The organism is Loktanella sp. D2R18, assembly GCF_003318235.1.
GTDB lineage: Bacteria > Pseudomonadota > Alphaproteobacteria > Rhodobacterales > Rhodobacteraceae > Yoonia.
Map to the genome: position 1 here is coordinate 107,485 of NZ_QOCG01000004.1, position 24,761 is coordinate 132,245.

Here is a 24,761-nt window from a genome sequence, read left to right on the forward strand (position 1 = left end):
ACAAGGGGGGCGCGCTTTGATCCGCATCTTGCATACGGCCGATTTACATTTGGATTCGCCGCTCAAATCGCTGGCACTGCGTGATCCATATATGCGCGACAGCGTGCAAACGGCTACGCGCACAGCCTTGGTTCGGCTTGTCGACACAGCCCTGTCCGAAAATGTCGCCGCCTTGCTGATCGCAGGGGACTTGTTTGATGGGGCTGCGCGCAGCGCCAAAACCGCAGCATTTCTTGTCACCCAGTTTGATCGCTTGGCCGCCGCCGACATCCCTGTCTTTTATATCAAAGGCAATCATGACGCTGAAAACCCAATCACGGGCGAGGCCGCTTTGCCTGCAAACGTCCATATTTTTGACGGGCGCGGTGGAAAAACCCAGTTGCCGAACACCGATATCTGGATTCACGGTGTCAGCTTTCGCGACAGGCACGCGCCCGACAGCCTATTGGATAAATTCAGCGCGCCCGTCGCGGACGCAATCAATATTGGCATGTTGCATACCTCGCTTGCTGGGGCTGCGGGGCATGACACCTATGCGCCTTGCACCGTCGCTGATCTGCAAAAGATGGGGTTCGACTATTGGGCGCTTGGGCACATTCACAAACGCCGCGTTTATTGCGACGCACCGTGGATCGTAATGCCCGGCATCCCCCAAGGCCGCGATATCGGCGAAGCAGGGCCACAATCGGCCACGATGTTAGAAATCGTTGACGGCGCCATTACGCTGCGCGAAATCCCCACAGCGGCGGTAATTTTCCACACTGCCGAAATCGATGTCACCACGCTCACGGGTGACGATCAACTACGCGGCGCGATCCGAACCGCTCTGCGTGACAATACAACGCCCGACAGTACCCGCATTCTGCGCCTCAGATTGACCGGACAAAGCGACCGCTATTGGCAAATTCTACGCGATCAGTCGCTTTGGGAGGAAACCATTCGCACTCTCGCCCACGAGACCGGGCAGATTTGGATTGATAAGGTCCGCTTTGATCTGAGCCCACCCGCGACGGCGACACATAGCGCCACCGATGAACTCGCCGAGATCATGCAGGCGATGCGCGGTGAACCCGGTATCGCGGCGAGGCTGACCGATCTGCTTGAAACCACTTTATCGGAACTGCCCGCGCAGGCGCGCGCGGCGCTTGTGCCGACCCCTGATGCGCTAGCCACATTGACGCAAGAGCTGACCGGCCAAGGCACCGCGCAAATGATCGCCCTGATGAAAGGGGCCAGCGAGTGATGCGGTTGCGCAGCTTGAAACTTGATCTATTTGGGCATTTTTCCGGGAAATCTTATGATTTTGGTGACGCGAAACCCGGCACCCCCGATTTCCACATCATCTACGGCCCCAACGAGGCCGGGAAAACCACCACGATGGAGGCCTACCTGCGCCTGCTTTATGGGTTTGACGCACGCGAATCCTATGATTTTCAACATCAGCGCAAGAACCTGCGGGTCTCCGGCAGCTTTGAAACTGGGCAAGGCGATCTATCCCTGAGCCGACTACCGACAAGGAACGCATCCTTGCAAGATGCCCAAAGCGCGCCGCTGCCCGAGGCCGCTATTGCCGCGCATTTGGGCGGGCTGGGGGCGGATGACTACCGCAGCTTACTTTGTCTCGATGACGACACGATTGAACGCGGCGGCGAAGAAATCGCCAATAGCCAAGGCGACATCGGGCGGTTGCTGTTTTCCGCAGCCGCAGGTGTCAGCGATCTGTCGCAGGTGCTCGATAGCGTTGACGCCGAGGCAAATGCGCTGTTCTTGAAACGGTCCAGCAAAACGGAAATGGCGCAGCTGAAGAAAGAATTGGCCGATGTCAGCGCCCAAATCAAAGCCCAAGATGTGCCAGCCAGCACCTATCGCAAGCTGCGCCAGACGTTGGCCGCTGCCGAGATAACGCAAGTTCAGGTCAACACGCAACGCACTGCATTGATGGCGCAATTAGCGCAGGTCAAAGCCCAACAAAATGCCCTGCCGCTTTTGCTAAAACTGGACCAATTGGATGCGGTTTTAGCAAAAATGCCTGACTACCCGTTGCATCTTGACGTCTCTCCAGAAGACTTGGTGCAGCTTTTGACAACGCAAAATCAAGCCGATCACGACCTGTCCCGGCTGACCCAAGAACGCGATACACACAAAGCCGCGTTGGCGCAGATAGATATTGATCCCGACCAACTTAGCTTGCGGCAGGTATTGGATGATCTTGATGGTGCGCGCAGCCGCTTTGCGTTGGCGCAGCTTGATCTGCCGCGCCGCATTGAAACCCGCGACGCCATCGTCAAGGACATGCAGCGCGCCGCGGCCGAACTAGGCGCGACCTGCGATCCGGTCCAATTGATCATCTCTCCCGCCGCGCTTACCGAGCTTGAAACTGCACGCGACCTGTTACGAGCAAGCGCGCATGACCTAGACACCGGGTCACGCGAATTGACCCGACTTGCCGATCGGGTGGCGCTTGCCGAAGGCAGCACGGCACAATCCGCACGCCCAAACGACACCGAAATCAACGAGATTCTGGACAGGTTTTCAATCGACAGCTTCGCCCCAGTCTATGCGACGGCTTTGCAGGCCACCAGAAGCGCAAAGCGTGACCTTGCAAAAGCGCTCGCAGCGCTTTCAATCAATGGGCAGGAATTTACTCAGGTCCCGACATGCGCAGCTACTGTTCCTGAGATCACCGCGCACGCGGAGAAGCACGCCGAGCTGGACCGTAAGATCACCCAAACCAAGGATGATCTCGACCAGATGCGCGCAGATCACGCCGCGCAAAATACCCAGATCAATACGCAACGCGGCGCTGGCGCGCTAATCGATGATACACAGGCGCAAGCTGCGATCACATTGCGCGACACAGCATGGATAGCCCACCGTGCGTCAATGACGGATGCGAGCGCAGATGCGTTTGAAGCCGCACTGAAGAAAACAGATGCCAATGCAACACAACGACTGTCGCAGGCTGATGAGATTGGGCAGCTTCGGCAGTTGTCGCAAAATGCTGCACAAGGCGCGGCACGCATCACGCAACACACGGAGCGGCTAGCGCGGCTGACATCTGAACAGGCGGCGATTACGACCCAACTCGCGACCATCGCCAACGACATGGGATTAACGGTAGCGCCTGTACCTTTGGCCCTTGCGCAATGGGCAAACTTGGTAGCAGTTGCAGAGGCGGCGGCGCGGCACCGTCGCCTCATGGAACAAGACCACGCCGCGACATGGGATAAAGCTGATCGGCTGATCGGCGCACTGAGCCAACATATCGTGCAAGATGCGCCCGACTTTGAAACGTTGGTCGCGGCTGCCCGGCAACGTGCAAAAATTGCACGCGATCAAGATGCGGATCAAAAGTCCAATCAGCGCGCGCTTGACGATTTGCGCGCTGATTTAAAGAAACGACAGGAACAAAGTGCCGCACTGACGAAAACCGCACAAGACGCCCAAACAGCATGGCACGACTTGGTTGCGGAACACCTGCACGCACATGTGCAGGCAGATCGACTTGCACTTTCGTTTGAACCCTTACGCACCCTGCGCGAGCTGGACGCCCGTCACAGTACGGCGGCACGCCAAGTCGCATCAATGCAAGAGGATCAGGCAACGTTTGCTGCCGCCATAAATACATTGGGCACGCAGCATGTTGTGAACGTTGATGATCCTCTTACAGCTTTTTCAACGCTTGCCAGCGTCGCCGATGCGGCCCGCGCCCAAAAAGAGCACAGCGCCATGCTCGGGCAAAAAATCGCTGTAGGCGCAGAACAAATCGCACAGGCACAACGCATCATTGACAGGGTTGCAGGCGAAGTCGCGGCGCTTGGCGCACAGTTCCCCGCCGACATCCCAACCGCGTCAATCGATGACCTGCGACGCGCTGTTGCGGGGACGCATGACGCGGTCGTCGCACATAGAGATAGGACAGAGGTCGTCGCACAAATAACGCTGCAGCTAGGGACATCAGATTTAACCCAAGCACGAGACGTATTAACCGAACAAACCGCGACAACCCTCGCGGCGACTGCTATGCGGATCCAAGGCGACCTGGACGCCATTGAGGCCCAGTATCGCGCAGCCATTACGGCCCGCGCAGAAGCCGCGCGCGATCTGAATGCAGTCACAGGTGACGACAGTGTTGCGGCGTTGGTCGCGCGCAAAACGACGCTTGAACTGGCGATACAAGACGTGGCGCTCCGCTATGTCAAATTGCGCGCTGGCCATATGTTGGCCCAAGAAGCAATCCGGCGTTACCGCGACAAGCATCGCAGCGGTATGATGGAAGCGACGCAAATCGCCTTTGGCGAACTTACCAATGGAGCCTACACCGCGCTACAAACGCAAACCCAAGGCAACAATGAAACGCTAATCGCAATTGACGCGTCAGGGCGAGCGAAACACGCGCAGGACATGTCAAAAGGTACGCGGTTTCAGCTATATCTTGCACTACGGGCAGCCGCCTATGAACAGCTTGCCGATCAGGGTACTTGTTTGCCGTTCTTTTGCGATGATATTTTTGAAACCTTCGACGAAGCCCGCACCAAATCAGCTTGCAAAATGATGGCACGGATCGGACGGCGCGGACAGGCGATCTATCTCACCCATCACCAGCATGTCGTTGATATCGCGCGCGCAACCTGCGACGACGGCGTTCGGGTACACGAAATATGACAACATCCGCGCCATAAGTGTCGGATCGGAAATTCGCAAGTGTCTATTCCGGCATCTGAGGCGTCGCTTTGATCTAGTCAAAGGCTGATCAAGGCCATTATCACTCAAATGAAACAGGTTCACCATGCCAGGAAAGTTGACGCCATGAACAATTTTGCCCTTCGCGTGCAATGCAAATCCACCCGCGGGATCGTTGCTGAAACATCGACGTTTTTGACCGAGCAAGGCTGTAACATTACAGACAGTTCTCAGTTCGACGACACGGACACCGGTAATTTCTTTATGCGCAACAGCTTTAGCTCCGAAGAGGGCGTAACGCTGGCCGAAATCGAAGAACGCTTTGCAGGCATCGCCGCAAAATACGAAATGAAGGCTGAGTTCTTTGACGAAACATCCAAACCCAAAGTGATCATCATGGTGTCCCGCTTTGGACATTGCTTGAATGACCTTTTGTATCGCTGGCAGATCGGCGCGCTGCCTATTGATATCGTGGCGGTCATTTCCAATCACATGGATTATCAAAAGGTTGTCGTGAACCACGACATTCCGTTTCACTGTATCAAAGTGACCAAGGAAAACAAACCCGAAGCCGAAGCCCGCATCATGCAGGTTGTCGATGACACGGGTGCCGATTTGATCGTGCTTGCGCGCTATATGCAAATCCTGTCAGACCAAATGTGCACGCAAATGTCAGGCAAGATCATCAATATCCACCATTCATTTCTGCCGTCCTTCAAGGGTGCAAACCCTTATAAGCAAGCGTTTGAACGGGGCGTTAAGCTGATCGGCGCGACATCGCATTACGTCACCGCTGATCTGGACGAAGGCCCGATTATCGAACAAGATACTACCCGCGTCACTCACGCGCAATCGCCCGCCGACTACGTGTCACTGGGCCGCGATGTCGAGGCGCAAGTGCTTTCGCGCGCGATCCACGCACATATCCACGGACGGGTTTTCTTGAACGGTAATAAAACCGTTGTTTTCCCCGCATCACCAGGGTCCTTTGCGTCTGAGCGGATGGGTTAACCCTGCCCGTAAACCACGCGCGTGCCCCATGCGTCACATTCAGCGCGCAACCTGCTTGCAATGGGTCGGTCGGTGAAAAACACATCGACCGACGCCAATGACCCGATCCGTGCCGGGGCCGAACGCCCGAATTTCGTATGGTCGGCAACAACGAACACATGACGGGCTTGGGCGATGATTGCCTGGCTGACGCCGACTTCATGGATGTCGAAATCCAGCAGATCACCATCATTGTCGAGCGCCGAACAACCGATAATCGCGTAGTCGAATTTGAATTTTCGGATCGTGTCGGTGGTAATACTACCCACCAAACCACCGTCTGACCGGCGCAGGCTCCCGCCTGTCACGATAACCTGACAATCTGCATTTCCGGCCAGAATATTGGCCACATTCATGTTGTTTGTCACGGCCATCAGGTTGCGGTGGTTCAACAGCTCAGCCGCGACCGCTTCGGTCGTGGTGCCAATATTGAGAAACACAGAACAATCTTCGGGTAATTCGCGCGCGCAAGCCCGGGCAATATCCACCTTTTCTTGACTGTTGAGGGCGCGCCGATCCTCGTACCCGATGTTTGTCGTGCTAGAAGGCAAAATTGCGCCGCCGTGGACGCGTTCAAGGCGGCCAGCGTCTGCGAGTTCGGTCAAATCGCGCCGGATCGTCTGCAAGGTCACACCGAAGCGCTCAGCCAATTCTTCGACTGTCACCTTACCCTCACGGCGCGCAATTTCGACAATTTCAGGAGCTCTAAAGGTTTGCGCCATCGATTTACCCACGTTCATTTACACTCAGCTACGCTCAATATTTAGTTCGCTTCTCACACACTTACCATATAAAATGTTCGATTTTGTTCGTTTATACGAAAAATTTGTCAATTCCGTCAGCACGAGGTTCCAAAATTAGTGTTCAATTTCAATATAATATGTAATTTCGAACCAAAACGAACAGAAACATCTTCCAATCATACGCGACTCACCGCATTAATTTTCGACAACTCATGCACCTTGGGAAGGAAAGCCCGTTGCAAACGCAGCAAACATCAGATGAAATCTGCGATCTATTTGTGATCGGTGGCGGCATCAATGGCTGTGGCATCGCCCGTGATGCGGCGGGTCGGGGGCTATCTGTGACGCTCGCAGAGATGTCCGATTTGGCCTCTGCAACATCGTCGGCTTCAACAAAATTATTTCATGGCGGGTTACGCTATCTCGAATATTTTGAAGTGCGATTGGTGCGCGAAGCCCTCATTGAACGCGAAACGCTGCTGCGTGCGATGCCGCATATTTCGTGGCCCATGCGGTTTGTTCTGCCCTACCACAAGGATATGCGGTTCGAAGGTAGCACCCCAACATCAAAGATCCTGAATGTGGTGATGCCTTGGTTACGCGGGCGGCGCCCCGCATGGCTAATCCGTCTTGGGCTTTTCTTGTACGACCACCTTGGCGGCCGTAAAATCCTGCCCGCGACATCAACAGTCGATTTACGCAGCGGACCTGAGGGCGCGCCGCTGAACGACAAATTCAGCAAGGCCTATGAATACTCGGACTGCTGGATCGAAGATTCCCGGCTTGTCGTGCTGAACGCGCGCGATGCTGTTGCACGCGGCGCAAAATTCATGACACGCACCAAGGTCACGCAGGCTGTCCGCGTTGATGACATTTGGGAAATCACCCTGCAAGAAAGCGAAAGCGATACGACCAAAACGGTGCGGGCACGTATGTTGATTAACGCTGCGGGCCCTTGGGTGGGCGATGTGATCCACCAAAAAATCGGCGTCAACAGCACCGAAAATGTGCGGCTTGTGCGTGGCAGCCATATCGTGACCCGCAAGCTTTATGATCACGACAAATGCTATTTTTTCCAAGGCACCGACGGGCGCATCATCTTTGCGATTCCCTATGAAAACGACTTTACGCTGATTGGGACCACCGACGCCGACCACAGCGATCCATCGGTGCAACCCGTATGCACTGACGACGAACGCGACTATCTGATCAGCTTTGCGAACGGCTATTTCAAATCCGCGATCTCAAGCGATGATGTGGTTTGGTCCTATTCTGGTGTGCGTCCGCTTTACGACGATGGTGCAACCTCTGCCACGGCGGCAACACGCGACTATACGTTGAAGGTCAACGATACCGGCGGTGCGCCCGTTTTGAATGTGTTCGGTGGAAAAATCACAACATATCGCCGATTGGCAGAAAGTGCTATGGACAAGGTGCAGGACTATTTTCCGAACCTTCCCGAAAAGTGGACGGCCGGGGTCGCATTACCGGGCGGCGATTTCGAAGTTAGTGATTTTGATAATTTGATATCAAAAATTATTAATAAATATGCTTTTTTGACAAAAAAGCATGCGCACCGTTTGGTACGCGCCTATGGAACCGATGCAACCGCCATTTTAGGTGGGGCCATCACGCTTGATGATTTGGGTCGTGATTTTGGCGCGCATTTGTACGAAGCCGAAGTGAATTGGCTTATAAAAAATGAATTTGCCTGCACCGCCGAGGACATTGTTTGGCGGCGCAGCAAACTGGGGCTGCGCCTGTCATCGGCGCAGATTTCGGAACTTGATACATGGATGCAGGATCGGAGATCCGCGACCGACTAATACGACGCGGCGAAATCGCCGCACCGGGGGGAGACATACGAGATGACGCTTAAGATGGAGGGAGTGTCAAAATCTGTAGATGGGAAAACTCATATTTTCCCAACGGATTTGACGCTGCAAAAAGGGACGATGAACGTGCTGCTGGGGCCGACTTCAGCGGGGAAAACCTCGCTTATGCGGTTGATGGCTGGGCTGGATGTGCCCGACACTGGCAAGATTTTCTGGGAGGGCACGGATGTCACCGGCATGCGGGTTCAAGACCGTAAGGTCGCGATGGTGTACCAGCAGTTCATCAACTACCCGTCGATGACGGTCTACGACAATATCGCCTCACCGATGCGCCTGCTTAAGCAATCCGCAAAACAGGTGGACGCCGCCGTGCGCGAAGCCGCTGATCTGATGCAATTAACCCCGATGCTGGATCGCAAACCCCTTGAATTGTCAGGCGGGCAACAGCAGCGCTGCGCCTTGGCACGTGCGTTGGTCAAGAAAGCCGGGTTGGTCTTACTCGACGAACCGCTTGCGAACCTTGATTACAAACTCCGCGAAGAACTCCGCGCGGAAATCCCACGTATCTTTGAAGAATCTGGCGCGATTTTCGTCTATGCGACGACCGAACCCGAAGAAGCGCTTTTGCTTGGCGGGAATACCGCAACACTTTGGGAAGGGCGGATCACACAGTTTGATCGCACCCCAGCTGTCTATCGTCGTCCGGTCAATGCCACAACCGCCCGCGTTTTTTCTGATCCGCCCATGAATTTTCTGATGGTCACTAAATCCGGCAACCAGATTTCGTTTGGGAACGGTCAACGGGCCGCTGCACCCGCGCATTTCACGGCACTTGCCGATGGAGCTTACATGGCGGGCTTTCGGCCAAATCACCTTGGGCTTACGCCCCAAGGCCCTCAGGCCATCGAGTTTGCGACAGACCTGACAGTGACCGAAATCACCGGGTCAGAAACATTTGTCCATCTTGATCACCACGGTGAACGCTGGGTCGGGCTGATCCACGGGGTGCGGGACCTGCCGATTGGCAAACCGCTCAAAACCTATCTTGATCCGGCCCATGCCTATATCTTTGCCCCTGACGGCGCATTGCTGTCAGCGGCCCCCTATGCGGAGGCTGCGTAAAATGGCTAAAATTACTCTTGATAACCTTGCGCATTCTTACCTGCCCAACCCGAGCGGCGAAGCAGATTATGCCCTGAAAGAATTGAACCATGATTGGGCGGACGGCGAAGCTTATGCGCTGCTTGGATCATCGGGGTGTGGGAAATCCACGCTGCTCAATATCATTTCGGGCCTGCTGCATCCCAGCCAAGGACGCATTCTATTTGACGACAAAGATGTGACCCAAGCGCCGACAGCCGCGCGCAACATCGCGCAGGTGTTTCAGTTCCCAGTGGTCTACGACACGATGACAGTGCGCGATAACCTTGCGTTTCCGCTGCGTAACCGCGGTGCGGACCCGGCATATATCGCACAACGTGTGAACCAAATCGCGGCAATGATCGGGATGGAAGACACATTGAACCAAAAGGCGCGTGGATTGACGGCGGATGCAAAACAAAAAATCTCGCTTGGCCGCGGCATGGTCCGCGAAGATGTGAATGCATTGCTGTTTGATGAGCCGTTGACCGTGATTGACCCCCATATGAAATGGGAATTGCGCACGCAGCTGAAGGCGTTGCACCATCAATTTGGGCACACGATGATCTATGTGACCCACGACCAAACAGAGGCGCTGACTTTCGCAGATAAAGTGGTGGTCATGTATGATGGGCGCGTTGTGCAGATCGGCACGCCGCAAGAATTGTTTGAACGCCCAGCCCATACATTTGTCGGCTATTTCATCGGATCACCGGGGATGAATCTGTTTGATGCGACGATCAATGGCGCGACGGCGACAATCGCGAATACGCCCGTCGATCTTGGCACCGGTTACGCGTCTGCGGGTCGTTTGCAAATTGGCGTGCGCCCTGAATTCATCCAGCTTTCGACAGATGGCACGGGCATCCCTGCGCAGATCAAACGGGTCGAAGACGTAGGCCGCCATAAAATAGTGCGGCTAGACGTGAACGGTCAAAAAATCGCGGCCATCGCGAATGAAGGCGCAAGCATTCCTGCCAACGCAAACCACATCACCTTTGATCCCAAAGGGATCAACGTCTACGCCAATGATTGGCGCGTCGCACCAGCCGGGGAGGCCGCGTAATGAACAAAACCGTCAATCAAAAAGCATGGTTTCTGGTCTTGCCAGTTCTGGTACTTGTCGCGTTTTCTGCGGTGATCCCACTGATGACCGTCGTGAACTATTCGGTGCAAGACACCTTTGGCAACAACCAGTTCTTCTGGGCGGGCCTCGAATGGTTCCGCGAAATGCTCGCATCTGAACGGATGTGGAACGCGCTGTCACGGCAGTTGGCCTTTTCGGTGATTATTCTTGCTATTGAAATTCCGCTGGGTATCTACATCGCGCTGAACATGCCGAAAAAGGGGTTCTGGGCGAGTTTGTGTTTGGTGTTGATGTCCCTGCCCTTGTTGATCCCTTGGAACGTCGTGGGCACGATCTGGCAAATCTTCGGGCGGGTGGATATCGGGCTTTTGGGCTATACGCTTGATAAAATCGGGGTGTCATACAACTACACACAAAATTTCTATGCAGCTTGGACCACATTGATTGTGATGGATGTTTGGCATTGGACGTCGCTGGTCGCGCTTCTTGCCTATGCCGGGCTGCAGTCGATCCCCGACGCCTATTATCAGGCCGCCAAAATCGATCAGGCCTCACGCTGGAAGGTATTTCGCTATATCGAGCTGCCCAAAATGACGGGCGTTTTGATGATCGCGATTTTGCTCCGGTTCATGGATAGTTTTATGATCTATACAGAACCGTTTGTTGTCACCGGCGGTGGCCCCGGCAACGCCACGACATTCTTGTCAATTGATCTTGTAAAAATGGCAATGGGTCAGTTTGACCTTGGACCTGCAGCGGCATTCTCGATCATGTATTTCCTTGTGATCCTTTTGATTTCATGGGCGTTTTACACCGTGATGACCAACCTCGACAAACGGGACGGTGTGTGATGACCATGACAACAACCAAAACCAGCCGGATCAATGGATCAGCCATTGTCATGGGCCTTTATCTGTTGTTCTTGCTGCTGCCGATCTATTGGCTGCTGAACATGAGCCTGAAAACCAACACCGAGATTTTAGGTGGGTTTTCGCTCTGGCCGCGTGAACTGACCTTTGCCAACTACGCAAAAATCCTGACCGACCCAAGCTGGTACATGGGCTACGTTAATTCGATGATCTATGTGGTCTTGAACATGGTGATCAGCCTGACAGTGGCGCTGCCCGCAGCTTACGCATTTTCGCGCTATTCATTTATGGGCGACAAACATTTGTTCTTTTGGCTGCTGACTAACCGGATGGCGCCACCTGCGGTTTTCGCACTGCCGTTCTTTCAGCTTTATAGCTCGGTCGGCCTGTTCGACACACATATCGCAGTCGCCTTGGCGCATTGCCTGTTTAACGTCCCGCTTGCGGTGTGGATCCTCGAAGGGTTCATGCGCGGCGTCCCCAAGGAAATTGACGAAACAGCCTATATCGACGGCTATAGCTTTGGCCGCTTTTTCACCCGTATCTTTATGCCGCTGATCGCCAGTGGGATCGGGGTCGCCGCGTTCTTTTGCTTTATGTTTTCGTGGGTGGAACTGTTGCTAAGCCGGACGTTGACATCTGTTGACGCCAAACCGATTGCCGCCACCATGACCAGGACAGTTTCCGCCTCAGGTATGGATTGGGGTGTCTTGGCCGCCGCAGGGGTTCTGACAATCCTGCCCGGTGCACTGGTGATCTATTTTGTTCGCAACTACATCGCCAAGGGCTTTGCCCTGGGCCGTGTATAAAGAAAGGGTCTGCACATGGCTTGGATGGCTTGGACAACACCGACGGCTATATTCTTTATCGTGATCGCGTCACTGCTTGTGACCTTTACACTGCTTGCAATTAAATTTCCCGAAACGCCGCGCACCGGTGTTTTGGGGTTCGAGACAACGCGCGGTGACCGTCTGTTCATCACGCTGTTGGGATCGGCCTTTATCAATTTGATTTGGCTTGGTCTTGAAACAGGCCCTCAGCCCTATGCGCTGTTGGTCTGCCTGATCTACGCCGGCGGGGTTTTTCGCTGGGTATGATCCACACGACATGCCGTGCGGCAACTTCAACTGCCGCATGGTCTTCACCAAAGTTCAATTCTCGGGAGGAGATACGATATGAACTTACCACTTAAATCAACGACAGCGATGGCGCTGACATTCGCAGTTCTGGGCAATATGGCCCATGCCGATATGGCTGCCGCCATCGATTTTCTAGACAGTACGATTGAACGGTCATCCATTGATCGCGCATCGCAAGAAGCCGAAATGCAATGGTTTGTTGATGCGGCTGAACCCTATGCAGGCATGGATATTCGCGTGGTCTCTGAAACCATCGCAACCCATGAATACGAAGCCAACGTATTGGCCCCAGCCTTTACCGCGATCACTGGCATCCAGATCACCCACGATCTGATCGGCGAAGGCGATGTTGTCGAAAAACTGCAAACCCAAATGCAATCAGGCCAGAATATCTATGACGCCTATGTCAACGACAGTGATCTGATCGGCACCCATTGGCGCTATCAGCAAGCACGTAACCTGACCGACTGGATGTCTGGTGACGGTGCTGCGGTGACAAGCCCCACTTTGAACCTTGCCGACTTTATTGGTCTCGACTTCACAACAGGCCCGGATGGCAAGCTGTACCAACTGCCGACACAACAGTTCGCGAACCTCTATTGGTTCCGCTACGACATGTTCACCGACGCAACGAACATGACCGATTTTGCCGCTGAATACGGCTATGATCTGGGTGTGCCTGTGAACTGGTCTGCTTACGCGGATATCGCGGCCTTCTTTACCAACCGTGACCTCAGCCACATGGGCATCGACACCGAAGTTTACGGCCATATGGATTACGGCAAGAAAGACCCGTCACTTGGCTGGCGCTTTACCGACGCGTGGATGTCCATGGCTGGTATGGGCGACAAGGGCGAACCAAACGGGTTGCCCGTCGATGAATGGGGCGTGCGTGTGAATGAAAACAGCCAACCCGTCGGGTCTTGCGTCGCACGTGGCGGTGCAACCAATTCACCTGCAGCGGTCTATGCGATCGAAAGCTACGTGGATTGGCTAACAAACTATGCCCCGCCTGCGGCCGCTGGGATGACGTTTTCTGAATCTGGTCCTGTGCCGTCTCAAGGTGGGATCGCGCAGCAGATGTTCTGGTACACCGCATTCACCGCCGACATGGTTGGCGAAGGCGCAGCAGCTGTGCTTGATGAAGACGGCATGCCGCTTTGGCGCATGGCCCCAAGCCCACACGGCGCATATTGGGAAGACGGCATGAAAGTCGGCTACCAAGATGCCGGATCGTGGACATTGATGGAATCGACACCGCTGGATCGCGCACAGGCCGCGTGGCTTTATGCGCAATTCGTCACGTCGATGACCGTGGATGTTGAAAAATCCCACGCGGGTCTGACATTTATCCGCGAATCCACAATCGATCATGAAAGCTTTACTGAGCGCGCCCCGCGTTTGGGTGGGCTGATCGAATTCTACCGCTCACCTGCGCGGGTCCAATGGTCGCCAACAGGCACCAACATCCCCGATTATCCAAAGCTGGCACAGCTTTGGTGGCAAAACATCGGCGATGCATCTTCGGGTGCAAAATCCGCGCAAGACGCGTTGGATAGTCTTTGTTCAGAGCAAGAACGCGTGTTGGAACGGCTCGAGCGCGCAGGCGTCCAAGGCGATCTGGGGCCTGTCATGAACGAGGAAATGGACGCGGATTACTGGCTCAGCCAGCCCGGTTCGCCCAAGGCCGCATTGGACACCACAGATGAAGAGCCGATCACGGTGTCTTATGATGAGCTGATCCAATCTTGGCAGTAAACGACACCCTTTGTCATGGGCGGCCTCCCTGCCCATGACCTCCACGGCGCGGCGGCGGTTTTACGGCCGTCGCGCTTTTCTATTTCACACGAATCCGGATAAGATCGTGACATGACACATATCCTTGCAATTGATCAGGGCACCACATCATCGCGCACGATCGTTTTCGATCGCAACATGAATATTGTGGCCTCAGCCCAAGAAGAATTCGAACAACATTTCCCGCAATCAGGGTGGGTCGAACACGCCGTCGATGATCTTTGGTCGACCGTCGCTGGCACAGCGCGATCCGCGATTGAACGTGCGGGTTTGCGTCCCGACGATATCGCCGCGATTGGGATTACCAATCAGCGTGAAACCACCGTCGTTTGGAACAAACACACAGGCCAAGCGATCCACAACGCAATCGTCTGGCAAGACCGCCGCACCGCTGCATATTGCCGTGAACTTGGCGATGCCGGCCACGCCAATATGATCACGGCCCGTACCGGTCTTTTACTGGACCCGTATTTTTCGGCGACCAAGCTCAAATGGATATTAGACAACACCCCCGGCGCGCGTGAAAGCGCGGCAAAGGGTGATCTGCTGTTTGGCACCGTCGACAGTTACCTGATTTGGAAAATGACCGATGGCGCGTCGCATGTCACCGACGCAACCAACGCTGCCCGGACCATGCTATATGACATCCACAAAGGCCGTTGGAGCACCACAATCTGCGCGCTGCTCGACATTGCGATGAACATGCTTCCCGAGGTCAAGGACTGCGCGGCAGATTTCGGAACTACACGCCCCGACCTATTTGGGCGCGCTGTCCCGATCACCGGGGTGGCGGGCGATCAGCAGGCCGCGACCGTTGGGCAGGCGTGTTTCGACCCGGGTATGCTAAAATCCACGTATGGCACGGGCTGCTTTGCGCTGCTCAATACCGGCGACACACCCGTGACCTCGCAGAACCGTCTCCTGACAACCATCGCCTATCAGCTTGATGGCAAACCGACCTATGCGCTTGAAGGGTCAATTTTTGTCGCAGGTGCTGTGGTGCAATGGTTACGTGACGGGCTGAAAATTATTCGTGATGCCGCAGAAACCCAACCGCTGGCACAAACGGCAGACGACAGCCAAGACGTGATCCTTGTACCTGCTTTCACCGGGCTTGGCGCGCCCTATTGGGACCCCGAATGTAGGGGCGCGATTTATGGGCTTACACGCAACACCGGGCCCGCTGAACTGGCCCGCGCGGCATTGGAAAGTGTGGGTTTTCAGACCCGCGACCTGATCGAAGCCATGCATGCCGACTGGCAAGGCGAAGGAGTGCAACCTACCCTGCGCGTTGATGGCGGGATGAGCGCATCTGACTGGGCTATGCAGTTCTTAGCAGATATCATTGGCGCGCCTGTAGATCGCCCCGAAGTGTTGGAAACAACAGCCCTTGGGGCTGCATGGCTGGCGGGACAACACGTGGGGTTGTATCCGAACAAAGACGAATTTGCGCTACGCTGGCGGTGTGAACAGACGTTTTCTTCCGGGATGGCAGAAGATGCGCGTGCGCGTAAATACGGCGCGTGGAAAAAGGCGGTGGCCGCGACAATGTCGATTACAGCATAGCAAAAGCTGGTGTCGAGGTGTACAGCGCCTGCCCCCATCCCCATGTGTTTTGCTCTCCACAGCACACTTCCGGTGCTGTGGGTTCATGCATATTCAGGATGCGTGCATTAAAATACACGCTACCGACAATCGTGCTCATTCACAGACCGCCTGACGGTCATCATCCTGTTTCGATAAAGCGCCAAGACTAGCCCCCTAAATCACAATCTTGGTTAGAAATCGCATCACGTAGATTGACCTGCGTGATTTCAATCCCATCATACAAAACAAGTATTTCTTCCGGATCACGAAAATTCGCCGAAACAGAGACAAACGTGGCGAAACCATTATTCACGTCATCTTTGTAATACCTAAGCATATCGCGTTCTAAAACAGGCACGCGGAGCATTTCAGTGTCGATTATTTCATACACGCGGTACGACTGAAAACCAGTGAGCCAATGTGGTTTAGTGTAACCGCTGTAAAACTGACGACCTAAGACAGAGCTTCGGTGAATACCCTGCACATCATCAATGTCATCTGGCGGATCATACAGGTTAGGGTGTATTGTGCCACTTTCGCCGAAACGCCAAATCTCACCGTCGTCTAAAACATTGATCCAGCCGTTAACGAACCAACCATAAACATAAACGCGCCCGCTATCTGGGTCGTAAGGGCCCAGACCAAAGATAAAGTCGCCTGTGGGCGACCACACCGCCTCAGTTTCAACGGCGCCGATATGCAGCTTTAACATTCCTTCGCTCGGAATGCTAATGTGTGGTTCCAGACCCTCAACCGATACCGCACGCCCATTGATCGCAAGTGGGGCATCGTTCCATTGTTCCGAAACAAGACATAGCTCCGAATAAGACACATCTTCGGCTAACGCGGGCGTGCTAGAGCCACATAGCGACACGGCCAAAGCCACTGATCTAAAAAAGGGCACCCTAATTCACGATCAATCATCAAGCACAAACGAGATTTTCATAACCACGCGATATTCTTGAATTTCGCCATCTTTGATCGTGACTTTTGCAATAGACATCGTATTTCCTTTTCAAAATAGATGTTTTGGTCAGGTGATAGTAATGAGCACAACCATAAGAGCAACCCACAACCAAGTTTAGAAATCAAACGCCAATTGCCGCGTCGCGTTCAGCAGGCCGATTTTGCGGCCCATCACGCCTTCGGCCGCTAAAACCACTTGCGCCGCTGCGCGCGCATCGTCGCCTGCGTCGTGGTGGCGAAATTGCAGCCCAAGCACTTGCTTGAGATGGCCCAACCCATGCCCGCCATTTCCGCGTAACTCTGGCCAAGCTTTGCGCGCGATCGCCACGCTGTCCGACCAGTCTGATTTCAACACGGGTAGGTCGGCATGGGCGCAGGCCGCATCAAACGCCTTTTCATCGAACCGGCTATGCTGCACCAGCGGATGCGTCTCCATGATGTGGCGCAAATCGGGCAAGATATCACAAAATAACGGGGCACCGCGCACTGTGCCTGCATCGATCCCATGCAGCCGGGTATTGCCCGCTGCAAACGTGACTTGTGGATCGACATAGGCACTATAGGTCGCAATCGCACCGTCAAAGCCAACGACAGCGAGGCCAATCTGGCAGATACTGGCCACATCATAAGCAGCCGTTTCGACATCAACGGCAATGAACCGGATTGCGGCGTTCAGGGGCCCTGTTTGCTCAAAGCAACTGGGCAATGTGAATGGTTCGAATTGCGACATGTCGTTTTGTGAATGACCTCTTAGCCTACGGACTCATGGCCATTATATCGCGCGGCAACCGTCAGGCAAAGCGCATAGCGAGAACAGTCTTTTGGCAGCGCCCACAAAAATAATTGCAATGATATAACATATCTATTACATCACATTCTCATCTCGATAAATTACCGGACTTGCAACGTAGCCGATGGAGCTAAAAATGTCAGACACACGCCTTCCCGTAACGGTTCTTTCTGGTTTCTTGGGTGCGGGCAAGACCACACTTTTGAACCGCGTCCTGAACAATCGCGAAGGCCGCAGGGTCGCGGTGATCGTCAACGATATGTCAGAGGTTAACATCGACGCCGATCTGGTGCGGGCGGACACTGAACTCAGCCGGACCGACGAAACGCTGGTTGAAATGTCAAATGGCTGCATCTGCTGTACGCTGCGCGATGACCTTTTGAACGAGGTCCGGCGGCTCGCAGCTGAAGGGCGCTTTGATTATTTGTTGATCGAATCCACAGGTATTTCTGAGCCGCTTCCCGTCGCCGCAACATTTGATTTTCGCGACGAATTTGGCGAAAGCCTCGCCGATGTGGCACGGCTTGATACGATGGTGACTGTCGTAGACGCCGTAAACCTGCTGCGAGATTATTCCAGCCATGACTTTCTAAGCGATCGGGGCGAAACAATGGGCGAAGAAGATGAACGTACGATCGTGCACCTTCTGACCGATCAAATCGAATTCGCCGATGTTGTCATCCTAAATAAAGTCACCGATGCAGGCCCTGACCGCGTGGACGCCGCCCGCAAAATCATTCGCAGCCTGAATGCGGATGCCAAGATCATAGAAGCGGATCATTCCGATGTTGCGAGCGGCGCAATTCTTGACACTGGGCTGTTCGATTTCGAAAAAGCCCATGAGCGCCCGATGTGGGCGAAAGAGCTTTATGGATTTTCCGTCCACACGCCCGAAACAGAAGAATACGGCGTTGCCTCCTACGTTTATCGCGCGCGGCAGCCGTTCATTCCTGAAAAGGTTCTTGCGGTTTTGAACGGTGAAATGCCGGGCGTCATTCGGGCCAAAGGGCATTTTTGGATTGCGACGCGCCCTGAATGGGTCGCTGAATTCTCGCTCGCGGGGGCGCTTTCCAGCGTGAAACCGCTTGGTACTTGGTGGGCTTCTGTGCCGCAAGAAAACTGGCCAGATCACGATAGCGCGCGGGACTATATGAAAGCCCATTGGCAAGAACCTTGGGGCGACCGCCGCCAAGAATTGGTGTTTATCGGTGCCGGGAGTGATTGGAGCGCGCTTAAGGCGCGGCTTGATAGCTGTCTCGTGCCAGAGGTCGTCGCGACAAGCCCAAACGCGCTGCCGGACTATCCTGATCCCTTCCCCGTTTGGCGACGCGCACCGGCGGCAGCATGAACCGGAACCTCGGCGATACGAGCCTGCGTCGAAAACGTCGCTCTGTCGATCCAATGCGCGCCTATGATGCCCTGCCCACGCCGTTGCGCAAATGGCTCTCGCAAGCGGCACTGCCTTGGTCGCCGACCTCTGCGCGCAAAATTTGGAAACGCGGACAGGCACAAGGTCTGAGCGCAGATGAAACGCTGAACTTACTATGCCAAGCGGAGACACGTACGCTCGCCCGCGACAAACACGCGCCCCCTTAGGTTTTAATCACGTCTGCGTCGCTAGGCTTCGTTTTTCTTTTTGAGGTCATCCAGAATGGCCAATGATTGATTGGACAACGGCAACTTTACCGGCTCATCGATTTCCGCCGAAATATCCGCCGCTGAATAGCTTTCCATGACCATACGCGCGTGATCCGGCGATACCATGACTTCGCGGTCGAGCAACACGGCTTCAAGAAAGTGAATAGTCTCTGGCCCCATCTGGCCTGCAAAAGCATGATCGACCTGTTCCCCTGGCATCGTCGACATTGGGTATTGGGTCCCGTCTTTGACCGTATTCAGCCAATTGTCACGGCTGGTGTCGTCAAGGATCAGCGATCCTTTGGTGCCGGTAATTTCGATCCATGTCCCGCAGTAATTTGGATAGCTTGGCGGCAGGTTCCAGCCGCCACCGACAACAACCAACGTGCCGTCATCCATGTTGACGGTGCTCCATTGGCAATCATAGGATCCGTTAAGATCCTTCATGTAACCATACGCACCTTGGGAATAGACCCGTTCAGGTTTCGCAGGGCCAAGCAGCCAGAACACAAAATCCAAATCATGCGTGCTTTCCATCGCGGCCGGCGAAAGCTTCACCCGGTTTGCGATTTTTTTGCCTAGGTTGCGCGACAGGTGGCGACTGACCATCACGTTTACGATTTTGCCCAATGTGCCATCTGCGATCGATTTTTTGGCATAGGCAATTTTCGGGTTGAACCGCTGAGAGTAACCAATGGTGAATTTCAGGCCCTTTTCCTTGGACAGCGCGATCAGCTCATCCGCTTGGGCCAGTTCCATCGCGATCGGCTTTTCCAGCAGCACGTGTTTTCCAGCGCGCAGGCAATCGCGGGCGATCGGATAATGCGTAGATTCCGGCGTCGTCGAGATATAGACAATCTCAATCGCAGGGTTCTTAATAATGTCTTGGTAATCGTCCGTCGCAGTGGCGGGATTGGTCAGCTCTTTGACCTCGGCCAACCGCTCTGGGCGGTTTTCACAGATATGCAATTTATCGACAAGTGCAGAGCGCGCCAGTGTTTCAGCGCGTATCCCGCCACACCAACCCGTTCCAATGACTGCAACTTCGACCTGTCTCATGTATTTTGCTTTCTGATTAAGAAGTACTAATTTTAGATTGTGGCGGCACATATTGCGCCGCCACGTTGTCGCGTTATTGACCTGTCAGCTCGTCGACAAGCGCCTTATAAGCGACGCCCTGTTCTTCACGCATGGCCTGATATGTCGGCCCATCAAGCAGTTCGATGGTTTCGTTCAAACGGCCCATCATACGTGTGAATGTTTGGTCTTCTACCAGCTGCTCGAATGCAACGGTCAGCGTTGCCACAACATCATCAGGTGTGCCCGCAGGGGCAACCAGAACGCGGTGCATAAAACCGATATCGCCTTCAACGCCAACTTCGGCAAAGGTTGGGACATCATCAAACATACGCTCCTCGCCTGCAGTCGCAAGAATACGCACATCACCAGCTTCGATTTGACCGCTCAGCGTGGATGGGAACCCCATCGTGACGTCTGCGTCACCTGACAACAGTGCTTGCAAAGCTGGACCGCCGCCTTGGTAAGGGACGAGGTTAAACTGGACGCCACGCGCTTGCATGATCTGGGCGGCAGGCACAAAAAACGCACCCCAGTTCCCAGAGTGTGACAGATCAATGCTACCAGGTTCAGCTTCCGCCGCTGCGATCAGATCTTCAAACGTTTCAAAGGGGCTATCAGCCCGCACAACCACACCCATTGGTGCATAGTTCACACGCGCGATCGGAATAAAATCTGTTAGCGGATCGTACGGCACGTTTTCAACATACTGCTGGAGCATGTCGACATAGTTATGCGTGAACAGCAGCGTGTAGCCGTCTGCTGGCGCATTTGCCACTTCTTGCGTACCCTTTTGCCCGCCTGCGCCCGGCGTCAGACGCACGATCATGGCTTGGTTCAAATACGTCGGAATGACCGACGTGATCACACGCGCGTTCAAGTCGTGCGACCCGCCTGCGCCAAATGGAATAACCATCGTGATCGGTTTCTCTGGGTATTCCGCATATGCGGCTGTCCCCATGGTCGCGACGGCCATCCCACCGGCCAACGCTACTTTCTTAAAAATCGATGCGAACATAAATTTTCCTCCCTTTATGCATCTTTCATTGAATGGAGGGGCGATGCGTCACCCACCATTTTAGTTTTCCGCAGGCAATGCGTTCAGGCGTCTCCACAGCATGAACCCAATGACAGGAATTGAAAGCAGTACACCTATTGCGCCCAAACGTTCTTGGAATAGGAACTGCATGACTTCGCCGTTGCCCATCGCCATCGTCTGGCCGAATGCGTATTCCATCGGCGGCCCAAGGATGAAGCCCATAACCATTGGCATGACATCAAACTTGCCGGCCCGTGCGACCAAACCAAAGACACCAAAAGCAACAAGCATGATCAGGTCAAAGTTATCGGATCGGAACACATAAGCCCCTGCGAATGCAAACATAATCACGACAGGCACCAGTACAGATGTTTTGATCTGCACGATCCGCGAAAAGAACGGAATCGACAGATACCCAATGATCAAGAACAACAGGTTGGCAAAGACCATAGCCACCAGAATGGCAAACACCGTCGCACCTTGCTCTTCGAACAATTGCGGTCCGGGACGCAGGCCTTGGGCCACGAATGCGCCCAGCAAGATCGCCGTGACGTTGTCACCTGGAATGCCCAGCGTCAAAAGCGGGACCATTGTTGGACCGTTGACCGCGTTGTTTGCAGCCTCGGCGGCGGCGATGCCTTCAAGTTCGCCCTCGCCGAATGTTTCGGGGTGATCTGAAGCATTCTTTGCGGCCGAATATCCCATCATCGCGGCAACAACCTGCCCCAACCCCGGAATGATCCCGATACCTGTACCGATCACTGTAGACCTACAAATGGTGCGAAAGCAGCGGCGGAATTCGGCAAAGGTCAGACGCTCGCCCATGACGGCGGCCAGCTTTTGTACCTTGTCCGACTTCATCACCACATTGGCGATTTCAGGGATCGCAAAGACACCGATCAGCATTGGCAATAAGGGGATGCCCGATTTCAGATCGAAAATACCAAAGGTAAACCGCTCAACCCCACCCAACGGGTCCGTCCCGATAAACGACAGCCACAGACCGAACAGCATCATCACCAACGCCTTGAGCGGATTTTTCCCCGAAGTGGCCGCGATAATCACCAAGCTTAGCAGCAGCACCGCAAACAGTTCAGGTGGACCAAATTGCATCACAAGAAATGCGATTGGGAAAATCATCACCATGGTGAACATGTCGCTCATGGTGTCCCCAAAAACCGAAGAACACAGCGCCATATCCAGCGCCTTGCGCGACTTTCCTTGCTTGGTCAGCGAGTATCCGTCGCGGGACGTGGCAACCGCCGCACCCGTGCCCGGCATGGACACAAGGATCGCAGGGATAGAACCTCCAAAAATGCCGCCTTTATAGACACCTAGAAGGAACGGAATACCGACAATAGGTTCCAAGAAAAACGAGATAGGCAACAAAATCGCCATCGCCAAAAGCGTCGTGAATCCGGGCAAAGCGCCCACAAGCATACCCCCAAACAGACCAGCGGCCATCAGCGCAAAGGTATCGACCCGAAACGCCATACCAAAGCCAGTAATGAATTGTTCTAACATCCGCGTTTTCCTTAGAGGCCGAGTTGCTGCGCGTAGAACAGCTCGATTGTATTGAGTTCAGGGAGCGATACGGCCAAGACCCGCGTTGCCACTAAGTAAAGTGCCACAGGGCCAATCACGGCGATCGCAATAATTTGCAGGGCAGATCGGTTTCCCGAAAGCACGGACACCATGATGATCGTGAGCGCGGACGAGACGAAGAAACCAAATGGCACCATCGCCAAGGCGTAAAACAGCATAAAACCGAACAGCATCGCGCCGCGCGCAATGGATTGCCAATCGGTGCTTGCGTCCTCTGACGTGTCTACTTCATCGACATTTGAAAAATACAAAACGATGCCAGAAAGCACCGCCATAACTCCAAGAACCAAAGTTGGAAATAGGCTCGGCGTAATTGCGGTAAGCATGCGCCCCATCAGAACTTTTGGCGCGGCAACAAGCTGCCCCATGCACACGATGGCCAGCACTGAAAGCGCGACAAACGCTAAGAGAACCCACCTCTCAGCGGACATTTTTATATTTGCAATCACATCACCCTCCCCGGTGCGGACTTGGTCACGCTCCTTAAACAGCGCGCCGCTCTCCCATCTGCCGTCATGAAACTCCCATTCATTCCGGCGTCTTTTTAAGATCGTAACCAAAGCTGCAGTAGAAAAACAACGTGTGGTTACTTATGGTCGGAATCAGAAAAAATGATGGGTCTGAACCTGCTGTTTTATCCCTTTGAATCAAACAAAACCCTTGGGTGTTTTTGCGTCCAACTACGCAACCGGGAAGCGTTCACGCACATCGGCGCAACTCTTTCTAATCATGTGACAAAGTAGCTCTCCGAACGCAGAAGTCGCGGTTGATTTTGCGCGCGTTTCAGGTTCAATCAGCAGGTAATCCACGGTCAACACCGGGTCCCGAATTGGGGATAACTTCGCCTTTGGATCATCAAATTTTGAGATGCACAAACAGCCTGGCAAAATTGACGCGTAATTGCCGCGCTCCAGCAGGTCAAAAGTCGTCATCATACTGTCCAACTGCAAGATCGCATGCTTCGACTGACATGTATTTTCAAGGTATTGATCGATCCCTTTGCGGCGGGCGTTACCTGTCCCTGGAAGTACGAGGTTCAATGGTGGGGCCGTCGCGAGATGGGTAAAGCCGTCGGTGGCTTTGCCGTCCAAATTGCTTTCCACAAGCAGTTCCAGATCAGTGTCTACATGCGAACTGCGGATGCCTACAGGCAAGGGGCCTGCTGGCACAACCGCGAAATCAAGTTCTTCGTCGGCCACGCGCCGTGTTAGCGTTTCGCTATAGCCTTCGCTGATTTGCACATCCACATAGGGGTATTTTTCAGAAAATTCCATCAATGTAGGCCCAAGAACAGACCGCGCAAAGGTCGGCATAATGCCAGCACGCACACTTCCAACCAGATGCCCACGATGGGCCGACACGTCGTTTTGCAATTCATCCATTTCGCGCAGCACACGTATCGCACGACGGTAGACCAAATCGCCCATTTTGGTCGGCACAACACCTGCTGAATTACGCTCGAACAGCGGCACGCCCACACGATCTTCGAATTCGCGGATCTGCATGCTGACACCCGATTGGGTCGCGTTCACTTGGTGCGCTGCCGCCGTGATCGAACCGACGTTATACACGGCAACGAAGTAACGCAGTTGTTGGGTCTTGATATTTCGCATGTTGGAAAAGCCCCTAGTGCTGACGCTGAATGCGCCGCGTTAAACTAGCTGGAACCGCGCATTCCATCAATGGCTTACGGCGGCGGGCCGTTAGACAGGCCCG

Annotated in this window: 23 protein-coding genes; 13 read left to right on the forward strand and 10 right to left on the reverse strand. The window is 54.2% G+C overall.

The window, feature by feature from the left end; all coding sequences use genetic code 11:
* Positions 1 to 16 precede the first annotated feature (16 nt).
* The 3 genes from DS901_RS01500 to purU all read left to right on the forward strand — a co-directional run bounded on the left by DS901_RS01500 (position 17) and on the right by purU (position 5,694).
* Positions 17 to 1,243 carry a metallophosphoesterase family protein gene (locus DS901_RS01500; protein WP_113775336.1) on the forward strand — a complete coding sequence of 409 codons (1,227 nt, stop codon included), beginning with the start codon at positions 17 to 19 and terminating at the stop codon, positions 1,241 to 1,243.
* Positions 1,243 to 4,665 carry a YhaN family protein gene (locus DS901_RS01505; protein ID WP_113775154.1) on the forward strand — a complete coding sequence of 1,141 codons (3,423 nt, stop codon included), beginning with the start codon at positions 1,243 to 1,245 and terminating at the stop codon, positions 4,663 to 4,665. Before DS901_RS01500 ends, DS901_RS01505 begins: the two co-directional genes overlap by 1 nt.
* Before the next feature lie 144 nt (positions 4,666 to 4,809).
* Entirely contained in the window at positions 4,810 to 5,694 is an 885-nt protein-coding gene (gene purU / locus DS901_RS01510; RefSeq protein WP_113775155.1) for a formyltetrahydrofolate deformylase, read from the forward strand.
* On the opposite strand, the gene DS901_RS01515 is transcribed toward purU, so the two are convergent.
* Positions 5,691 to 6,455, reverse strand: a complete 765-nt coding sequence (locus DS901_RS01515) for a DeoR/GlpR family DNA-binding transcription regulator (RefSeq protein ID WP_113775337.1) — start codon at positions 6,453 to 6,455, stop codon at positions 5,691 to 5,693. The two genes, purU and DS901_RS01515, sit on opposite strands and share 4 nt — an antisense overlap.
* A gap of 257 nt (positions 6,456 to 6,712) precedes the next feature.
* Between DS901_RS01515 and glpD the strand changes: the two genes are divergently transcribed.
* The 8 genes from glpD to glpK all read left to right on the forward strand — a co-directional run bounded on the left by glpD (position 6,713) and on the right by glpK (position 15,909).
* The gene (glpD, locus tag DS901_RS01520; RefSeq protein ID WP_258546621.1) at positions 6,713 to 8,302 is read left to right on the forward strand and encodes a glycerol-3-phosphate dehydrogenase; all 1,590 of its coding nucleotides are present in this window, start codon (positions 6,713 to 6,715) and stop codon (positions 8,300 to 8,302) included.
* A gap of 42 nt (positions 8,303 to 8,344) precedes the next feature.
* Complete coding sequence (locus tag DS901_RS01525) at positions 8,345 to 9,433, forward strand: ABC transporter ATP-binding protein (protein WP_113775157.1); 1,089 nt, start codon at positions 8,345 to 8,347, stop codon at positions 9,431 to 9,433.
* 1 nt (position 9,434) lies between these two features.
* Positions 9,435 to 10,517 (forward strand): ABC transporter ATP-binding protein, encoded by a 1,083-nt coding sequence (locus DS901_RS01530; protein WP_113775158.1) that lies wholly within the window; start codon positions 9,435 to 9,437, stop codon positions 10,515 to 10,517.
* A complete protein-coding gene (locus DS901_RS01535; protein WP_113775159.1) occupies positions 10,517 to 11,389 on the forward strand; it encodes a carbohydrate ABC transporter permease in 873 nt (290 codons plus the stop codon). The genes DS901_RS01530 and DS901_RS01535 overlap by 1 nt, the downstream gene beginning before the upstream one ends.
* A complete protein-coding gene (locus DS901_RS01540; protein ID WP_113775160.1) occupies positions 11,389 to 12,216 on the forward strand; it encodes a carbohydrate ABC transporter permease in 828 nt (275 codons plus the stop codon). Before DS901_RS01535 ends, DS901_RS01540 begins: the two co-directional genes overlap by 1 nt.
* Before the next feature lie 15 nt (positions 12,217 to 12,231).
* Complete coding sequence (locus DS901_RS01545; RefSeq protein WP_113775161.1) at positions 12,232 to 12,504, forward strand: DUF2160 domain-containing protein; 273 nt, start codon at positions 12,232 to 12,234, stop codon at positions 12,502 to 12,504.
* A 78-nt stretch (positions 12,505 to 12,582) separates the two neighbouring features.
* The gene (locus DS901_RS01550; RefSeq protein WP_113775162.1) at positions 12,583 to 14,304 is read left to right on the forward strand and encodes an ABC transporter substrate-binding protein; all 1,722 of its coding nucleotides are present in this window, start codon (positions 12,583 to 12,585) and stop codon (positions 14,302 to 14,304) included.
* 111 nt (positions 14,305 to 14,415) lie between these two features.
* A complete protein-coding gene (glpK, locus tag DS901_RS01555) occupies positions 14,416 to 15,909 on the forward strand; it encodes a glycerol kinase GlpK (RefSeq protein ID WP_113775163.1) in 1,494 nt (497 codons plus the stop codon).
* Here the strand turns inward: glpK and DS901_RS18630 are convergent.
* The 4 genes from DS901_RS18630 to DS901_RS01570 all read right to left on the reverse strand — a co-directional run bounded on the left by DS901_RS18630 (position 15,899) and on the right by DS901_RS01570 (position 17,626).
* Entirely contained in the window at positions 15,899 to 16,048 is a 150-nt protein-coding gene (locus tag DS901_RS18630; protein ID WP_181820710.1) for a hypothetical protein, read from the reverse strand. The two genes, glpK and DS901_RS18630, sit on opposite strands and share 11 nt — an antisense overlap.
* 48 nt (positions 16,049 to 16,096) lie before the next feature.
* Positions 16,097 to 16,834 carry a hypothetical protein gene (locus DS901_RS01560; protein WP_147249823.1) on the reverse strand — a complete coding sequence of 246 codons (738 nt, stop codon included), beginning with the start codon at positions 16,832 to 16,834 and terminating at the stop codon, positions 16,097 to 16,099.
* A 12-nt stretch (positions 16,835 to 16,846) separates the two neighbouring features.
* Positions 16,847 to 16,933, reverse strand: coding sequence for a dodecin domain-containing protein (locus DS901_RS19105; RefSeq protein WP_113775165.1), 87 nt, complete (start codon positions 16,931 to 16,933; stop codon positions 16,847 to 16,849).
* 78 nt (positions 16,934 to 17,011) lie between these two features.
* Positions 17,012 to 17,626, reverse strand: coding sequence for an exonuclease domain-containing protein (locus DS901_RS01570; protein WP_113775166.1), 615 nt, complete (start codon positions 17,624 to 17,626; stop codon positions 17,012 to 17,014).
* Between the two features lie 196 nt (positions 17,627 to 17,822).
* Between DS901_RS01570 and DS901_RS01575 the strand changes: the two genes are divergently transcribed.
* Both DS901_RS01575 and DS901_RS01580 read left to right on the forward strand, forming a co-directional pair.
* On the forward strand, positions 17,823 to 19,034 hold the full coding sequence (locus DS901_RS01575) for a GTP-binding protein (RefSeq protein WP_113775338.1): 1,212 nt from the start codon (positions 17,823 to 17,825) through the stop codon (positions 19,032 to 19,034).
* Positions 19,031 to 19,282 (forward strand): DUF6525 family protein, encoded by a 252-nt coding sequence (locus DS901_RS01580; RefSeq protein ID WP_113775167.1) that lies wholly within the window; start codon positions 19,031 to 19,033, stop codon positions 19,280 to 19,282. Before DS901_RS01575 ends, DS901_RS01580 begins: the two co-directional genes overlap by 4 nt.
* Before the next feature lie 21 nt (positions 19,283 to 19,303).
* Here the strand turns inward: DS901_RS01580 and DS901_RS01585 are convergent, their stop codons facing one another.
* The 5 genes from DS901_RS01585 to DS901_RS01605 form a co-directional block, all read right to left on the reverse strand.
* Complete coding sequence (locus DS901_RS01585; RefSeq protein ID WP_113775168.1) at positions 19,304 to 20,383, reverse strand: Gfo/Idh/MocA family protein; 1,080 nt, start codon at positions 20,381 to 20,383, stop codon at positions 19,304 to 19,306.
* 73 nt (positions 20,384 to 20,456) lie between these two features.
* A complete protein-coding gene (locus DS901_RS01590) occupies positions 20,457 to 21,419 on the reverse strand; it encodes a Bug family tripartite tricarboxylate transporter substrate binding protein (protein WP_113775169.1) in 963 nt (320 codons plus the stop codon).
* 60 nt (positions 21,420 to 21,479) lie between these two features.
* Positions 21,480 to 22,964 (reverse strand): tripartite tricarboxylate transporter permease, encoded by a 1,485-nt coding sequence (locus DS901_RS01595; protein ID WP_113775170.1) that lies wholly within the window; start codon positions 22,962 to 22,964, stop codon positions 21,480 to 21,482.
* An 11-nt stretch (positions 22,965 to 22,975) separates the two neighbouring features.
* A complete protein-coding gene (locus DS901_RS01600; protein ID WP_113775171.1) occupies positions 22,976 to 23,476 on the reverse strand; it encodes a tripartite tricarboxylate transporter TctB family protein in 501 nt (166 codons plus the stop codon).
* A 249-nt stretch (positions 23,477 to 23,725) separates the two neighbouring features.
* Positions 23,726 to 24,658 (reverse strand): LysR family transcriptional regulator, encoded by a 933-nt coding sequence (locus DS901_RS01605; protein ID WP_113775172.1) that lies wholly within the window; start codon positions 24,656 to 24,658, stop codon positions 23,726 to 23,728.
* Between the last annotated feature and the right edge of the window lie 103 nt (positions 24,659 to 24,761).

Bases quoted from the DNA above. Each gene is read 5' to 3' on its own strand.
- DS901_RS01505 (WP_113775154.1), top strand. From the start codon at position 1,243: ATGCGGTTGCGCAGCTTGAAACTTGATCTATTTGGGCATTTTTCCGGG.
- purU (WP_113775155.1), top strand. From the start codon at position 4,810: ATGAACAATTTTGCCCTTCGCGTGCAATGCAAATCCACCCGCGGGATC.
- DS901_RS01515 (WP_113775337.1), bottom strand. From the start codon at position 6,455: ATGGCGCAAACCTTTAGAGCTCCTGAAATTGTCGAAATTGCGCGCCGT.
- DS901_RS01525 (WP_113775157.1), top strand. From the start codon at position 8,345: ATGACGCTTAAGATGGAGGGAGTGTCAAAATCTGTAGATGGGAAAACT.
- DS901_RS01530 (WP_113775158.1), top strand. From the start codon at position 9,435: ATGGCTAAAATTACTCTTGATAACCTTGCGCATTCTTACCTGCCCAAC.
- DS901_RS01535 (WP_113775159.1), top strand. From the start codon at position 10,517: ATGAACAAAACCGTCAATCAAAAAGCATGGTTTCTGGTCTTGCCAGTT.
- DS901_RS01540 (WP_113775160.1), top strand. From the start codon at position 11,389: ATGACCATGACAACAACCAAAACCAGCCGGATCAATGGATCAGCCATT.
- DS901_RS01545 (WP_113775161.1), top strand. From the start codon at position 12,232: ATGGCTTGGATGGCTTGGACAACACCGACGGCTATATTCTTTATCGTG.
- DS901_RS01550 (WP_113775162.1), top strand. From the start codon at position 12,583: ATGAACTTACCACTTAAATCAACGACAGCGATGGCGCTGACATTCGCA.
- glpK (WP_113775163.1), top strand. From the start codon at position 14,416: ATGACACATATCCTTGCAATTGATCAGGGCACCACATCATCGCGCACG.
- DS901_RS18630 (WP_181820710.1), bottom strand. From the start codon at position 16,048: ATGAGCACGATTGTCGGTAGCGTGTATTTTAATGCACGCATCCTGAAT.
- DS901_RS19105 (WP_113775165.1), bottom strand. From the start codon at position 16,933: ATGTCTATTGCAAAAGTCACGATCAAAGATGGCGAAATTCAAGAATAT.
- DS901_RS01570 (WP_113775166.1), bottom strand. From the start codon at position 17,626: ATGTCGCAATTCGAACCATTCACATTGCCCAGTTGCTTTGAGCAAACA.
- DS901_RS01575 (WP_113775338.1), top strand. From the start codon at position 17,823: ATGTCAGACACACGCCTTCCCGTAACGGTTCTTTCTGGTTTCTTGGGT.
- DS901_RS01580 (WP_113775167.1), top strand. From the start codon at position 19,031: ATGAACCGGAACCTCGGCGATACGAGCCTGCGTCGAAAACGTCGCTCT.
- DS901_RS01585 (WP_113775168.1), bottom strand. From the start codon at position 20,383: ATGAGACAGGTCGAAGTTGCAGTCATTGGAACGGGTTGGTGTGGCGGG.
- DS901_RS01590 (WP_113775169.1), bottom strand. From the start codon at position 21,419: ATGTTCGCATCGATTTTTAAGAAAGTAGCGTTGGCCGGTGGGATGGCC.
- DS901_RS01595 (WP_113775170.1), bottom strand. From the start codon at position 22,964: ATGTTAGAACAATTCATTACTGGCTTTGGTATGGCGTTTCGGGTCGAT.
- DS901_RS01600 (WP_113775171.1), bottom strand. From the start codon at position 23,476: ATGTCCGCTGAGAGGTGGGTTCTCTTAGCGTTTGTCGCGCTTTCAGTG.
- DS901_RS01605 (WP_113775172.1), bottom strand. From the start codon at position 24,658: ATGCGAAATATCAAGACCCAACAACTGCGTTACTTCGTTGCCGTGTAT.